The sequence below is a fragment of the Geoglobus acetivorans genome, from assembly GCF_039641995.1.
Classification (GTDB): Archaea; Halobacteriota; Archaeoglobi; order Archaeoglobales; family Archaeoglobaceae; genus Geoglobus; species Geoglobus acetivorans.
The window spans coordinates 120,049-134,920 of the sequence record NZ_CP087714.1 but is presented as its reverse complement, the minus strand read 5'-3'; the positions used below and the strand labels follow the sequence as shown (position 1 = coordinate 134,920).

The 14,872-nt window shown below is 43.7% G+C and carries 11 protein-coding genes; 5 read left to right on the top strand and 6 right to left on the bottom strand.

Going from position 1 to position 14,872, the window contains the following annotated elements:
• Nucleotides 1-21 precede the first annotated feature (21 nt).
• The 5 genes from LPQ35_RS00775 to asnB all read right to left on the bottom strand — a co-directional run bounded on the left by LPQ35_RS00775 (nucleotide 22) and on the right by asnB (nucleotide 8,142).
• Entirely contained in the window at nucleotides 22-2,541 is a 2,520-nt protein-coding gene (locus LPQ35_RS00775) for an oligosaccharyl transferase, archaeosortase A system-associated (protein ID WP_193808568.1), read from the bottom strand.
• A gap of 128 nt (nucleotides 2,542-2,669) precedes the next feature.
• Nucleotides 2,670-3,719, bottom strand: a complete 1,050-nt coding sequence (locus tag LPQ35_RS00770) for a DUF354 domain-containing protein (RefSeq protein WP_193808567.1) — start codon at nucleotides 3,717-3,719, stop codon at nucleotides 2,670-2,672.
• Nucleotides 3,703-4,959, bottom strand: a complete 1,257-nt coding sequence (locus LPQ35_RS00765; protein WP_193808566.1) for a nucleotide sugar dehydrogenase — start codon at nucleotides 4,957-4,959, stop codon at nucleotides 3,703-3,705. Before LPQ35_RS00765 ends, LPQ35_RS00770 begins: the two co-directional genes overlap by 17 nt.
• A complete protein-coding gene (wecB, locus tag LPQ35_RS00760) occupies nucleotides 4,952-5,998 on the bottom strand; it encodes a non-hydrolyzing UDP-N-acetylglucosamine 2-epimerase (protein ID WP_203219051.1) in 1,047 nt (348 codons plus the stop codon). Before wecB ends, LPQ35_RS00765 begins: the two co-directional genes overlap by 8 nt.
• Nucleotides 5,999-6,162: 164 nt before the next feature.
• Entirely contained in the window at nucleotides 6,163-8,142 is a 1,980-nt protein-coding gene (gene asnB / locus LPQ35_RS00755; RefSeq protein ID WP_193808564.1) for an asparagine synthase (glutamine-hydrolyzing), read from the bottom strand.
• Between the two features lie 316 nt (nucleotides 8,143-8,458).
• On the opposite strand from asnB, the gene LPQ35_RS00750 reads away from it, so the two are divergent.
• The 5 genes from LPQ35_RS00750 to LPQ35_RS00730 all read left to right on the top strand — a co-directional run bounded on the left by LPQ35_RS00750 (nucleotide 8,459) and on the right by LPQ35_RS00730 (nucleotide 13,809).
• Nucleotides 8,459-9,559: a hypothetical protein gene (locus tag LPQ35_RS00750; RefSeq protein WP_193808563.1), complete on the top strand. Its 1,101-nt coding sequence runs from the start codon at nucleotides 8,459-8,461 to the stop codon at nucleotides 9,557-9,559.
• Nucleotides 9,560-9,623: 64 nt separating this feature from the next.
• A complete protein-coding gene (locus tag LPQ35_RS00745; RefSeq protein ID WP_193808562.1) occupies nucleotides 9,624-10,541 on the top strand; it encodes a sulfotransferase in 918 nt (305 codons plus the stop codon).
• Nucleotides 10,535-11,509, top strand: a complete 975-nt coding sequence (locus LPQ35_RS00740; protein WP_193808561.1) for a hypothetical protein — start codon at nucleotides 10,535-10,537, stop codon at nucleotides 11,507-11,509. The genes LPQ35_RS00745 and LPQ35_RS00740 overlap by 7 nt, the downstream gene beginning before the upstream one ends.
• A 4-nt stretch (nucleotides 11,510-11,513) precedes the next feature.
• Entirely contained in the window at nucleotides 11,514-12,629 is a 1,116-nt protein-coding gene (locus tag LPQ35_RS00735; RefSeq protein WP_193808560.1) for a glycosyltransferase, read from the top strand.
• A complete protein-coding gene (locus tag LPQ35_RS00730) occupies nucleotides 12,604-13,809 on the top strand; it encodes a glycosyltransferase (RefSeq protein ID WP_193808559.1) in 1,206 nt (401 codons plus the stop codon). Before LPQ35_RS00735 ends, LPQ35_RS00730 begins: the two co-directional genes overlap by 26 nt.
• On the opposite strand, the gene LPQ35_RS00725 is transcribed toward LPQ35_RS00730, so the two are convergent.
• On the bottom strand, nucleotides 13,773-14,867 hold the full coding sequence (locus LPQ35_RS00725) for a glycosyltransferase (RefSeq protein ID WP_193808558.1): 1,095 nt from the start codon (nucleotides 14,865-14,867) through the stop codon (nucleotides 13,773-13,775). The two genes, LPQ35_RS00730 and LPQ35_RS00725, sit on opposite strands and share 37 nt — an antisense overlap.
• Nucleotides 14,868-14,872: the final 5 nt, after the last annotated feature.

Below are 14,872 nucleotides of genomic sequence, written 5' to 3'. Positions count from 1 at the left end.
CTGTAATAAATGGAAAGAAGTTTATGTTAAATCGAGTGTTAGCAGTTCTCCATTCTCCACCTGCTTTTCTGTAAGCTCGAGTGTCTTCGCGATTCCACCACTCTCTATGGTGTATGCTGTTACCGGTTTGACGGGGTAGCTCGTATCCTGGGCGTACGGGAGTACAAGCTCGTATTTTCCATTTACAACAGGCACTTTCTGAATGTAGTCGAAGGTTCTACCCTGATTTGTTTTAATGGTGACCTTTGCAATGACATAGTCTCCATTGGCCTTGCCCGTAATCCTTGCACCCTCAACAAATTCGAAAACCTTGACGTAACCAGAATATGCTGTCGGAATCCTGCCGTAATCAAATTTGTTTGCATACATCGAATTGTAGATGTTCTTGTACACAAGCTCATTGAGCCCGGATAGCGTGTTCGTGCTGAATCCACTCTCGTAAACCATTCTGTAGTGCTTCAGACCACTGCCATCGAATATGTGGAACTTTGCCTCCATGGTTCTGTAGTAATCTTCACGGGGTATGCTCACATGGGTGATCACTCTCCCTCCTGCTGGTATCTGCCCTGTAAGAGAGAGTCCAAGATTTCCGTTGGCATCAACATATACTATTCCCCCACCGGCATAGTATGTTCTCTCGGCTTTGCCAAGCTCACCTTCTGCCCACACCGCCATCGCGTAGAATTTGCCTGTCGCCATCTCTACATCGCTGACAACGTATTTGACACCCAGTTTTTCAGCAATCCTGTCTGCGTAGCTCTCATTGAACGCGGTGAAGAACGGCGCTGCTCCGGGCACATCGTTGTATTTATTGCCTATGCCCTGCTGGAAAGGATTCGCAACAGGTATGCGGTGTGCGATTGCCGTAATCCAGTGACCGTAATCCCACCAGCTTATTATACTGTAAACTCCATCCGGGTAGTATGGATATCGGTCTCCGGAACTCTCTGGCGGTTTATACAGCTGATAGTAAAATTCATCGTAGACCTCTTTGCCAGGAGTGTTGTCCCTCATCCACTCAAGCGTATCATACCACTGCTTGTTTATCCCCCCTGCAGACCACTTGCTGTAGAAGTTGGCCTGAGAAAATGTGGGGTATATGAGTACGAGAAGCAGAAGCACACCGGCAATCACAGCCTTGATGCCGATTTTTTTCATTTTCTTCTGGTTGTTGTTAATTGCTGCTTCGAGGTATTCGTAGAACCTCACTCTGCCAAGAATTTCACTAACGATCGCGGAGGAAAATACAGCCGAAACAACACCGAAGTAATACGCGAATCTGTTCTGCCCCATAAGAGCTATGAGCATTGCAAAGGCCCAGATGGATATGTACAGGTACCTTTCGTTCCTGTCCCTTAATGCTCTGAATGCGTAGTAGAACATTGCAGGAAGGGCAAAGAAGAATGTAATGCTGAAGTTCTGCCATGCCGGTTCAAAGCTGAATTTTCCTCCGAGACTGAAGAATGGTTGGACTTCTGCTATGGTTAATTGTCCACCTTTTGGCTGGACAACCCTTAGTATGAACTGCAGATTTCTGATAAATTCGGGTGAAAGTATGTAGAGTAGTATAGTTGAGATCGCGATTATTGCAACGGCAGACACTGGGTATGTCCATTTGCTCTCAAATTTATTGTTCTTGATAACTCTTGTCTCAACAATATATAATACTGCGACGATGGCTGCAGCTCCAAGTAGCACGCTAAGCTGAAACGGAGAGTAATATGTTACTGCAAAACTGGGGAATTTGTTTGAAAAGGGCAGGTAGATTACTGAAGCCACCAGAAATGAGATTACGGAAACTTTTGCAAGTGCCACAGTGTCTACCTGTATGTAGGTTCTCAGCAGAGAGGAGAGAATAATAAAAAAGGTAATCATTATGACTGATATGAACCCGGCACCCCAGGCGAGAAAATACATTCCCATACATATCCCTGCAATAATAGGATATGCGAGCATTCTGGAGTTTCTCAAATTGCCACTGTACGCTTTCCATCTATTGTATGCAAGGATGAATGTTCCTAGGGTCGCAACCTGCCAGAATACTTCCCAGATGTGGTGATCGTTAAAACTGAGGACACTTCTTGCCATCAACTGTCCCGGAATCAGCACTACAACGAACGCTGAAATGATTCCTGCCTTCTTTCCAAAGATTTCTTTTGTTAGGAGATATGTTGGTACTGCCAAGAGCGCTCCACCGACTGCTGGTATAAACGCTACAACTGTTCTAATCTCTGCAGGAGTCGTCGCTCCAGCAATCATGGATGCCAATACTCCAAGATAAACGAGGAACGGTCCGAAATGAATGTATGTTCCGTAGGGGTAATGAGTGAAAGCGTCGAACCAAATTCTGTTCGGAAAATTCTGGATTGCAGAGTCTATGAGTCTGAAATAATACCATGGGTCGTTTCCGCTCAGCCTTGCTCCCTCCATCCATGAAACAAACACTGCATCCCAGGGGTTTATGATTCTCAAATAAAGGCCTGTGATAATTGCGAGAACGAGGAATGGAACATGCCAGTACCTCTCCATTTTCTCTTTCATTGGCAGAGGTAAGTTGGGAGGGATAAAAATTTTTTCATCACATTCAATTTACCCGCAAAGAGGATTATTGTTTCGGGAATTGATGTTTGCACATGCTTTTGAGATGGGTGTTGGGTCTCCATGCGCTGTCATGCACCATCCAGATGGTTTGTTATCTCCTCAGTCAGATTTTTTACAATTTTTTTACAGACATCAAATTCAGGCAATCTTTTTTTGTTCCAATTTGACAAAACATGGTTGATAATTTCATTTACGTCTCTGGAGTGAAACAGTCTTTTTTTGGAAATCAGGTCTATGTCTACTGCAAGAAGTTTTTTACTTGGAAAGAATGATACCGCTGTAGTTCCCAAAAGCGAAGCTTCCCGGGCCATCGTTCCAGAGCCGGTTAATACAGCTTTTGCATAATATGAAATATTTAGACCATCTACAGCACCATCTGGTATGAAGATGTTATCGTATTTTTTGATGAAACTTTTGCTCAAGTATTCAAAATCTCCCTTTCTTGGAAGATAGACCACATTTACATTTTCTCGATAGAATCTTTTTATTAGATCGGGTACAATGGATTTTTTCTCTCGCACATACATCGCCGAGAGTGCCTCTGGTCTAATCACTACGAATTCCGAGAATGGAATGTTGTTCAACTCTGAGGGATCCGGCCTGAAAATCGAGATTGAGATGTGTTCTTTGTATCCATCATAATGTATTATTTTTTCTTCCGGGACGACCTTTCCGAAACTTTTTACGGCGACTTTTGGGACAATAACATAGTTTGAAAGAGTTTTAACTTTAACTTCAAGTTTTTGGAACATCCCCGGCTCATATACCTTTAAATCATTATCAAGAAATATCAGAGACCTTCGCCTTTTGATTTTGGATACAGCAACACCCATCGGCAACTCCGAGCAGAGGCAGATGTCATAATCTGGAACCTTAAGCGATAATGCCAGCGTTCTGGCGACCGTTTTGGAGATTTTTAATATGCTGTGTGGGGAATCTGATCCAGTGATGCTGAAATTTGATAAATATTTTTTAGCGAGAGCTACAGTTTCTCCTCTATCTCTGACGGTAACATATACACTATAACCTTTTTTTACGAGCTCTTTTATAATTGGTGTGAAAAAGAAGACCTGAGGGGGGGAGGTAATATCCACCCAGAAATCATACTTTCCTGCCATCTCCTAACACCTTCACTTTGAACCCTGCTCTGTTCCATTTTTCTCGGTTTACGATGTTTCTGGTGTCCAGTATTTGTTTATGCCTCATAAATTTTCCAACATAATTTGGGTCAATCTCCTTAAACACGCTGTGGTCAGTCATGACCACTATGCAGTCTGACTCTCTTACAGCGTCTTCCAGAGAGCATAACTCGAATTCGAACTCGCTTACATAGGGGTCATAACACTTTACTTCATACCCCTCATTTTTTGCAAGTCTGATGAACTTTAATGCCGGAGTCTCTCGCGTATCATCCACGTTGCCTTTATATGCAACACCAAACACTGTGATAGTTGCATCCCTGATGCTTTCGAGCATTTTCCTGACATTTTGAAGGACATAATTTGGCATGTAGTCATTGACATCTCTGGCCATTAATACCAGCTTACCTCTGGTCGTATGCTCGGTTAGAAACCAGGGATCGATAGCTATACAATGCCCTCCTACTCCAGGTCCTGGATTCAGGATATTCACTCTCGGGTGCCTGTTGGCGAGTTCAATAGCCTTCCACACATCTATACCACATTCTTCTGCAATCAATGCGAATTCATTTGCCAGCGCAATATTCACATCCCGATACGTATTTTCTATTAATTTGACGAACTCTGCAGTTTTTAAGTCTGTAATATGTATTTCGCCCTTAACAAAAGAAGCGTATACCTCTTTTGCCAGCTTTCCGGACAATTGGTCGTATCCACCAACCACTCGGTCATTGTGCACCATTTCGTAAAGGGTTCTCCCGGGGATGGCCCTTTCCGGACAATATGCGAAATAGAAATCACCAATTTCCAAACCGCTTTTTTCAAGTATTGGTATTACGAGCCTTTCGCCCGTGCCTGGGGGAACTGTAGATTCCAGTATGACAAGATTTTTCTGCTTTAAAACCGGGACGATCATTTCAGAAGCCAGTCTGACATAACTCAGATCAGAAACTTTCGTGAACTTTTCAATAGGGGTGGGGACGGCCACTATGAAAACATCAGCCCTCTCAACTTGCGTTTTTGCGGTAAAGTTTTTGCCTGCATTTTCGAGCAGTTCTCTCAAGCCTGGCTCTTTAAATGGTAGCTCACCACTATTCAGCGTTTTGACCACTTTCTCGTTTATGTCGACGCCGGTCACACTATAACCGCTATTGGCCAAAAGTAATGCTGTTGGGAGGCCTATATATCCCAAGCCAAGTACACAAATCTTTTTAGGCATAGTTCTGGTTATGATATCCAGTCAGTATATTAACTATTCTCTCCCCAGCTCTCCCGTCCCCGAATGGATTTCTCCAGCTACCCCTTCTGCTGAGCATTATTTTTACACTCTTTAGAATTCTTTCGGGAATCGTTCCTGCCAATATATTCGATCCAACCTCCAGTGTTTCAGGCCTCTCTGTATTGTCTCTCAGCGTGACACACGGAACGCCCAAGATACACGTTTCCTCCTGCACACCTCCTGAATCCGTCAAAACCAACCCTGCATTTGCTTCAAGCAGCAAAAATTCGAGAAAGCCCAATGGTTTAACAATTTTAATGCTGTCTAAACTGAGCTTGAACTCTTTCACCCTTTTCTGGGTTCTCGGATGCATTGGGAATACTATCGGTATCGAAAACTCCGTGTGAATCAGCTCCAGACCTTTCAAAATCCCTTTCAATCTCTCCTTAACATCGACGTTTTCCTGCCTGTGAGCGGTTACAAGAAAATATTCTCTGGGTTTCAGTCCCAAATCTTCTAACACGTTCACTTTTTTCTCAGCGATCTCCAAATTCTGGTAGACTGCATCGACGATGGTGTTTCCTGTGACGAATATCTTGTTTTCATCTATACCTTCTTTCATTAAATTCTGCTTGGCATTTTCAGTGGGGGCAAAGAGGTAATCTGATACATGGTCTGCCAGAACTCTATTAACTTCCTCCGGCATCCTTCTGTCATAGCTCCTTAGTCCCGCCTCGACATGTCCAACCTTTATGTGGAGTTTGGTAGCCGCCAAGGCTCCCGCTAAAACGGTGTTGGTATCTCCCTGCACTAAAACGACATCGGGCCTTTCTTGGAGTAGAATTCTCTCAACCCCTATCATAATTTTGCCCGTCTGCTCTGCATGCGTTCCTGAGCCCACGTCCAGATTGTATTTTGGTTGGGGCAATTCTAATTCTTCGAAAAATACTTTATCCATCTCGTGGGAGTAATGCTGTCCAGTGTGCAGGATAAAATACTCGACCCCTCTTTTTTCACACTCCCTTATCACGGGGCTCATTTTGATTATCTCTGGACGAGTGCCAAGAATTACTGCTATTTTCACAAGCTCGATGAGATCAGTAAGGATATTTAGTTTTTTGTCTCCTCTTTATCGCTGACCACTTTCATTAAACAAATGTATTGCGTAACTGCCAAAACAAATGGCTCTCATTTTAATGGTAATTACTGTGGTGGCTTAACGTTGAAAACTTTCATCCACAATATTGTGTTAATCAACCTCCACAGGGCGTTTAGGCCTCTGTTTGGTAAGTTGGCTACGAGGGTATCGTAATCAGCAACGAGTTTTTCTGTGTCTATGTATGGGTTCTTGTAGTTTATTAATTTCTTTATTTCGTCGCTCATTTTTGATAACCAGATTTTTTCGGGAGTTTCGAATCCCACCTTATCTGTTCGTTTCTTAATCTCCGCAGGTAATAGATCAGATAGTGCCTCTCTCAAAATAAACTTGCTCCATCCGCGATGTATTTTGTATGTGCCGGGTATCATGAATACATACTCTATGAGTTCGGTGTCATCGGAAAAAGGAACTCTTGCCTCTATGCTGTGGGCCATGGAGTTCCTGTCTTCGTATCTGAGGAGTTGCTGTAAATTGTGTTTAGTAAACCACTGGTAACAGATCTCGTTCAAGGATGTAGAGGTGATCTCTCTCGTGTAGTCCCTGTATTTAAACTTGCTCAGAAAATCTTTGTTTATGTACTTCATTTCAGGATACATTCGGCGCACGATAGTCCATTTGAGGGCGGACGGAATCACCTTCGCGAAAATTATTCTGGACACCTGCGTGATGAGGTCTTTTAGATCCACGGGTGAGTTTCGCAAATTTCTCAATTCTTTCATTAGTGTCCATATCTTCAAGTTCTTCAGCAAATCCAGAAAATATGCTCCGTAAAATATCTTGTAGCCTGCAAACAGCTCGTCCCCCCCCTGGCCGTCGAGGAGAACTTTGATGCCGTTCTCTTTTGCCAGCCTCATTACTCGGTACTGACTGTACATGCTGGTTGAAATAAATGGTTCTTCCTGGTAGTATACAAGGTCCAGCAAGTCTTTCAGCAAGTCTTCTGCAGTGGGTGCAACTCTGTACCACTCGGCACCGATGCTTTCAACAACTTTTTCGGCATATTTGCTTTCGTCCATTGGCTCTCCGGAGTAGTAGGCTGTGAAGACTTTCTGTTTTTTTCCAATCTGGGGGACTTTTTTTCTTTTTAAGATGGAGTTAATCACAACTGCTATGGATGAGGAATCTATTCCTCCACTCAGGCATGTTCCCACAGGGACATCAGATCGAAGTCTAAGTTCTATGGCTCTGAAAATTCTGCTCTTTACGTTGTCTCTGTATTCTTTAAATTCTTTTTCTGAAAATTTAGAAAGTTCTGAACAGTATTTCAGCCTGTAATGCTTGAATATCTTCAGCTCATTTTTCTTTATGTAGTATACGAAACTGTGGGAAGGCAGCAATTTGTAAATTCCACTGAAAAATGTCTCATTCGTATGCTCAAGGACGCCGAAAATTAAGTAGTCGTAAAGTACACTCTCGTTAACGGTTCGCTTAATAAATGGAAGTGCCAGTATTGCTTTTATTTCTGAAGCGAACACGAAAAAATTTCTGCCCCTCGTATAGTAGAGTGGTTTTATTCCAAATCTGTCTCGCGATCCGAAGAGTATGTTGTTTTCTGGGTCGTAAATAACGAATGCCCACATTCCGTTGAATTTCTTGACGCAATCGAAGCCCCATTCGAGATACGCTGCCAGAACGACTTCAGTATCCGAGTCAGTTTTAAATTCGTATCCCTTTCTTTTCAGTTCCTCTTTGATTTCCAGATAATTGTAAATCTCTCCGTTGTAGACAATCCAGACTACTCGGTCTTTCTCGTACTTCATTGGCTGATGCCCTGCAGGGGTTGGATCGAGTATTGACAACCTCCTATGACCGAGAACAAGATCTACATCAAAATTAACAGACTCTTCGATGCATTTTAGGGGAATTTTTGAATCCCTCCCTCCACGTTCCTCGAATATTTTTTTGTCGGTATTTACGAGTAGGTACCCCTCGTCGTCAGGGCCCCTGTGCTTTAAAGATTCTGCCATGGTGAATATCCACTGTTTGTTTAAGTCCTTACCAGCGATTCCAGCAATTCCACACATGCTTCTTACTCCTTACTCCGACTTTTTCACCGAATTGATATCCTACGAGTATTGATTGTGACTTATTAAAATTGTTTTTGCTGACACTGTTCCTGAGTGTAGCCAAAATGGTTTTATATTCCTATTCTGCCAAGAAGTCTCCAGCACATAACAATGTGGAGCTTTACAGGGCGGGTAGATAGTAATGCGTGCTCTTAGTGATGTCCCAGAGAAACAGGTTTGGAAAACAATCGAAACTCTGCGTTCTTGGGTACGGAAGGAACGCTACGCTGGGTGGGATCCGTATGATGCGTTAAGCGGGCGTTTGGCTGAAATTATGCCAGAAAGCTGGATAGTAAGAGTTCTCGCCATTCAGTTTAATCTGTATTCCCCGGTAAATTTCAGGCCAGTGCTTGGAATAGGAAAGGACATTACCAACAAATCTCTACTTCTGTTTTCCAGGGCATATTCGTACCTTTTTGCAGTAACAAAAGAAGATGCATATAAAGTGGAATCCGAGAAACTCTTAAGATTGGTAGAGGGCAAACGACTTAAAAACAGTATTGGTGCTGAAAAAGATGTTTTTCTCTGCTCCAGCTATTATTTCAAATACATAGCACCAAAGCATTTGCTCTCTCCGGAGATTCCAGACATAATATGTATCACCGAATTCATAAAATCGGCTGTGGCAGCATACGAGGTCTTGGGCAGGAAACAGTATCTGCTCATGGCAAAAAAAGGTATTAAGGGTCTTGTTAAGGCACTATTATGCGAAAAAGAACAGGGAACGTATTTCAAGTACACCCCTTTTGAGGAAAACCGAATAGTTTTTGATGTCTCTGGACTCGCGCTTGAGGCAATGTCTGGGGTTTTGCGACACAGCTACAATCCTGAGCTGGTGTCAATCGGAAATAAAGTCGTCAAACTGCTGGTCGATTATCAGAGGGGCGATGGGGCATGGCCGTTCTCGTATGATCTGGAAAAGAGGTCCTATTACTGGCAGCTGGATTATCATCAGGGGTTTATAATTGACGGACTTCTGGCGTTTTATCCGTATGTTGACGGTGAGCTTAAAAAATCGTGCATGGTGGCAATTAGGAAGGGTGTTGAATTCTTCCAGGAAAAGCAGCTTTGTCCCGAGGGGTATTTTTACTACCGGTATCCTCTGAAGTACCCAATAAACATCCACAACCAGGCTCAGGGAATAATAACGTTTGCGAACCTGTACAGGTTTTTTAGAGATGCTGAATATTTAAGGATGGCAGAAAAAATTCTTAAATGGACGATTGACAACATGCGAGACCCATCAGGCTACTTTTATTCTCACAAGTGGCCGGGTTTTGTTAACAAGATACCTTACATGAGGTGGGCACAGGCTTGGATTATGCTCGCCATGTCTTATTATCTTTATACAACACATCAAGACAAATTGCACTAACGGGAGAAACAATAAAAACTGCAAAATAGAAAAAGCTGATCAGATGGGTATTCGAGGCGGGCGCGTGGAGGTTGATAGTCCAGTCTTCATTGTGACTATTTACAGAACCGGATCAACATTGCTGAGAAACATACTGGACAGAAGCAGGTTCGTAGCTATGGCTCCAGAAGAGCTCCACCTCTGGAACCCGTACCCCTGGAGACAAGACGCCGTTACACTCTGCAAAAAATTCGGTAAAATCCGTGAAAAAAAGAAACTCGAAAAGCTGGTCGAAGTTTTATTCTCCAAAAAGCTTTATGGTGCCTTCTGGAAGAAAATTGATAGATATGGGATAAGCAAAGACCGCGTACTGAGCCGGGCTTCGCAAATTCTGAAGCAATCTGGAGAGGTTTCCTGCATGGACGTCGTAAACCTCGTTCTGCTTGACTATCTTGAGAGAACAGATAAACCAATTTTTGGCGGAAAAAATCCGGTGTATGCCACAAACATCGAGTTTCTGGAGAATCATTATCCGGACTGCAAGGTTCTCCTCCTGTTCCGTGATCCCCGGGCAGTTTACCTGTCGAAGACCAACGACGAGTTCTCCAGATGGCTGAAGGGCAGGTTGCCCAGACCCCTCCACCACGTTTACGATTTTATAACTTTACTGAGAGTGTCCATCGAATACCGCTGGCTTTACAGAACCTGCGTCAAAAACAGGCACAGGGACAACGTCAGAGTCGTCAAGTACGAGGATTTGCTGTCCAATCCTGTTCCCATGCTTAAGGCCGTATGCAGGTTCATAGGTGTCCCGTTCGAGTCCGGGATGCTGTACACGACTGGTAAGGAGTCGAGCATAGAAAACGTCAGGAGGAGGGGAATAGACTCGCGCGGTGCACACCTGTGGAGGAAGAGGATAAAACCGTGGGAGTGCATGTTAATAGATGCGTTGCTTGGGGATGTGATGAGTGACCTTGGATACGGGAAGTGTCGAACATGCTGAACCTGATCATCACAATAGATTACGAGATCTTTGGAAACGGGAGGGGTGATGTAATTAGGCACATGATCATTCCGATGGGCAGGATTGCATCAATAGCGGAAGCTCACAACGTTCCGGTAACCGTGATGGCCGAGATGTGCGAGTACATACAGTTCGAGAAATATGATGAAGCCCTCGTGAACGACTTGGGTTACAGCCCCAGTGAAAGAATCTCAACGCAGATTCTGGAAATGCACGAGCGGGGACATGACGTGCAACTCCACATCCACCCCCAGTTCCTCGACGCGGAATACAGCAGAGGGAGGTTCCACCTCAGAAATCCCAAACTCTCAGTCTTTGACATGAGCTACGAGGATGTGCGTAGCATGATCGAGATGTGCAAGGATACGCTGGAATCTCTCGTTCCCTCGGGCAGTTACAGGTGTCTCGCACTCAGGCTGAGCAACATGGGGTGGGTTGAGCCACCATACCATGTCGCAAAGGCTATGGAGGATTTGGGGATAGTGGTCCACTCCCTTTCAGACATTCCCGCCCCAGCCGGAAATAACGGGCTGTGGAGGCTGTACGACCTACAGGTTTACGAGGTCCCAATCTACTCAATCCCGGCAAAGCTGCACTCGTTCCTCAAACCAGGATTTCTGCTCCCTCTGCTTTACGTGTGGGTACACGATCCGCCCACATCGCCAACAGGCAGATCCTCGCTGAAGGGCTCTGGTGGGAGTGGAAGAGTGATGAAGTTCGACATCTCAAAGCTGTCGTGGAGAGAGATGGTGGGGATGCTCGATCACGCACTCAACGTTTACGACACTGCCGAAAATGAAGTGCCCGTGGTTGCGATCGGGCACACGAAGGACTTTTTCAATAGCAGCAATTTCAAAAAGTTTCTTGAGATCGTTACGAGAGATTACTCCCACGCCGTTAGGTTCACAACTTTCTCGGAGTTTGTGGAGCAGGTTCTTTCAGGGTGATCTGATGAGGGTGCTGATGGTTGGAACAAAGAAGATCAGGGGTGCAGGTGGGATGGCGACTCACACTGAAGAGCTCATCGCCCACCTTCGAAAGCTCGGCGTAGAGGTTGAGCACTGCCTGACCTCTCCCTCTAGAGAGTACGATATTGTCAGGGACAGGCTCATTCGCCTTTACACAAGAACACTTGGCCTCTCACTGAAGCTTCTGAAGGATTCGAAAAAATTCAACATAGTGCATATTCAAGCTTCAGGTCCGCTCGGTGGATTTTTGCCGGCAATCGTTGGAGCGTTATGGAAGAAACTGCTCGGATTCAGACTGGTTGTGACATTTCATTACTCCGACACCGAGAATTTTGTGAAAAAGCACAAGAAACTGATGTCATTCGTTCTCGATAACACGGACCTTCTGATCGTCGTCTCGCATCTCCAGAAGAAGGTGATCTCGTCCGAGGTTGGTGGAGAGGGCAAGATTGTGGTCGTACCGAACGGTTACAACCCGGAGAAGTTCACACCAGTAGATAAGAGGGAAGCAAGAGAAAAACTGGGGTTGCCAGAGGACTCGAAGATACTCGTCAACGTCGGAAATCTACTCCCCCAGAAGGGACAGGAGTTTCTCATCGAGGCTGTGGATGTGGTGGTAAACGAGGTCGGGAGGAGGGACGTGCTGTGTGTAATCATCGGCAAGGGCTCTCTTTACGAGAAATTGGCCGGACTGGTCAGAGAGAAAGGTCTCGAGGGCCACGTGAGGCTTACCGGCTGGGTGTCCTTTGAAGACCTCAACCTCTACCTGCACGCGGCGGACCTCTTCGTGCTATCAAGCCTGCACGAAGGGAATCCCACCGTGATGTTCGAGGCAATGGGATGCGGGCTACCCTTCGTAGGGACGGGTGTGGGGGGTGTGCCTGAAATAATAACGTCCGGCGATTACGGCCTGATAGCAAAACCTGCAGATGCCAGAGATCTTGCGGAGAAGATTTTAATGGCGCTCGAGAAAGGGTGGGATGCCGAAAAAATCAGAGACTATGCAAGGAGATTTACTTGGGAGAATGTTGCGAGAAGAACTTGTGAGTTTTACCGTTATGTCGAACGGTTTGGTGACACTGATAGAGCAACAAATTGAATGGAGGGTAAATATGCGAATTCTTAGTGTGGTGTATCTTTGGAACTTAGGACAATTGGAGTACAACGCCATGTGGAACCGGATTTTCAACATTGCAAATCAGTTGAATAGGTGTGGAGCTGACGTAGATATTGTTGCCTTTGTTTCCAGCATTAATCAAGTGCTAAACCTGCGTTTGAGGGAAAACATTCCCGAGAATGATGTAGGTATTGATTGGTTTTACGATCATTCTATGGTTTGCGAATTGGCCAAAAGGGATTATGATATCGTATATGCGAATTTATCTGTTTCTGGTGGTATTTTGGCCCCTATTCTTAGGACTCCGGGAAGGAGCTCTCTTATTGTTACCGACTTTCATGGCATCGCAGAATTTGAGTTCCCATTGATTCACGATCTCGCCAATGTGGTAAATTATCTCAAATATTGTGTAGTAAAGACACTCGAATCTAAATCAGTAAAATTGACTGATTTGGCCGTGTCAGTCTCATATAAGATGAAAAACATGCTTGTTGGTAGGTATGGTATGGAGCCTGAGCGGATAGTTTACGCAACAAACGGTGTTGACTTCTCGAATTTTGATTTAGGGAGTATTTCTAGCACTGAATTGTGGGAACTTAAAGAAAATTTGGGAATTGAGGATAAGTTCCTTTTTGGGTATTTTGGTGGTTTTCAAAAATGGCAGGGTGTTGAAAATTTTATTAAAGCTGCTCGAATTGTGAAATCGGATGAAATTGGGTTTGTAATTGGAGGTCTTCAAATCAAGCGGCCAGTAAGAGATGAGAAGGGATCCATAATATATCTTCCAAAAATTAGCCAGAGTGAAATCTTTAAGTACTATAGGCTATGCGATGTTTTGGTACTTCCAAGACCTCATCATCCTGCTGCAGAAGTGGCGGCGCCAACTAAGTTTGCAGAATATTCAGCCGCTGGAAGGCCAGTATTGGCTACTGAGGTCGGAGATGCTGCTGATTTTGTTAGAAATTATGGTTCAGGAATTGTGGTAGCTGATAACAGTCCTGAAAATTTGGTTAGAGGGATAGAATATCTGCATTCTCTTCCGAAATCCAAATTGGCTAAAATGGGGTATAGATCGAGGAAGCTGGCTGAAAAAGAATTTGATTGGGAGAGTGTTGGAAAAACTATTTATTTAAGAATTGAAGAGAGTATGGGAGTTCTCTGATTTTTAAGTGTATGAATATTATTCATGATTCCCTCTATGTGCCCCATTAGTAGACTGATCACACATCGCTTGCAATTATATTTTATCCAGTAGACTATCACCGAAATTAGAGCATCTATACTTGAATATATTATCAAAATTGAAAGATTTAGTACATTATAATGATTTTTAATAATTATGTGTTTGTTTCTTGCCATGTAGTACAGCTTAATGGGATGTGTTTTTCCAATTGACGAAGATACTTTGTGCCATATTTTTGACGATGTTGTACACACTACTCTATGTTTACTTTCTATCGCTTTCAGACAAAAATCTACTTCTTCCCAATACGAAAACAATGTTTCGTTTAACAATCCTATGTTCTTAATGATCTTAGATTTTGCCAGTAAGCAAGAACCCTCAACATAATCCACATCATATGGGGGGCATACGGCATAGTTTGTGTCTACTTCAGAATTCCCTATTGGCGGTGCTAATCCAAGTTTTGGCAAAACTTTGCCCCCTCTTGAATGCACAACGTTTGATTTACCATCGAAATCGTAATAATATACTTTGGGACCTATAATACCTATGCTCTTATCGCTTTCAGCAACTTTCACGAGTTCATTTAGGAAGTTTTTATCAACCACAGTATCGTTGTTCAAAAGCAAAACGTAATCAGGATTCAAAACACTCAAAGCAAACTTTATGCCCACATTATTTCCCTTGGCGAAACCATAATTTTCTTTATTTTCAATAAGGATCAGTCGCCTATCAACGTCGAACTTCTCATAAAGTGGTCGGTTAAATTTTCCCTTTCTTGCCTTATCTTCTGATATCTCGAACACTTTTATGGGCTTGTTTTTTGGATTGTATTCAAAGAATTTAGAGTTCACTTCCATCCTACTCTCACAGTATTCCTTTATTTTCTGAACTGAGTCATCTTCAGAACCGTTATCTACGACAATGACATCATAGTTTGGATACGTAATCTGATAAAGCGACTCCAAGCATTCTATTGTGTCCTTCCAGCCGTTCCAGTTGAGGATGATGATGGAGACTCTCGGGAATTTCTTCATCGTGG

What these genes read in the sequence shown, in the direction of transcription:
- LPQ35_RS00740 (WP_193808561.1), top strand. Translation starts at nt 10,535, where the DNA reads ATGCTGAACCTGATCATCACAATAGATTACGAGATCTTTGGAAACGGG.
- LPQ35_RS00725 (WP_193808558.1), bottom strand. Translation starts at nt 14,867, where the DNA reads ATGAAGAAATTCCCGAGAGTCTCCATCATCATCCTCAACTGGAACGGC.
- wecB (WP_203219051.1), bottom strand. Translation starts at nt 5,998, where the DNA reads ATGAGCCCCGTGATAAGGGAGTGTGAAAAAAGAGGGGTCGAGTATTTT.
- LPQ35_RS00775 (WP_193808568.1), bottom strand. Translation starts at nt 2,541, where the DNA reads ATGAAAGAGAAAATGGAGAGGTACTGGCATGTTCCATTCCTCGTTCTC.
- LPQ35_RS00735 (WP_193808560.1), top strand. Translation starts at nt 11,514, where the DNA reads ATGAGGGTGCTGATGGTTGGAACAAAGAAGATCAGGGGTGCAGGTGGG.
- LPQ35_RS00765 (WP_193808566.1), bottom strand. Translation starts at nt 4,959, where the DNA reads ATGCCTAAAAAGATTTGTGTACTTGGCTTGGGATATATAGGCCTCCCA.
- LPQ35_RS00750 (WP_193808563.1), top strand. Translation starts at nt 8,459, where the DNA reads ATGCCAGAAAGCTGGATAGTAAGAGTTCTCGCCATTCAGTTTAATCTG.
- LPQ35_RS00770 (WP_193808567.1), bottom strand. Translation starts at nt 3,719, where the DNA reads ATGGCAGGAAAGTATGATTTCTGGGTGGATATTACCTCCCCCCCTCAG.
- asnB (WP_193808564.1), bottom strand. Translation starts at nt 8,142, where the DNA reads ATGTGTGGAATTGCTGGAATCGCTGGTAAGGACTTAAACAAACAGTGG.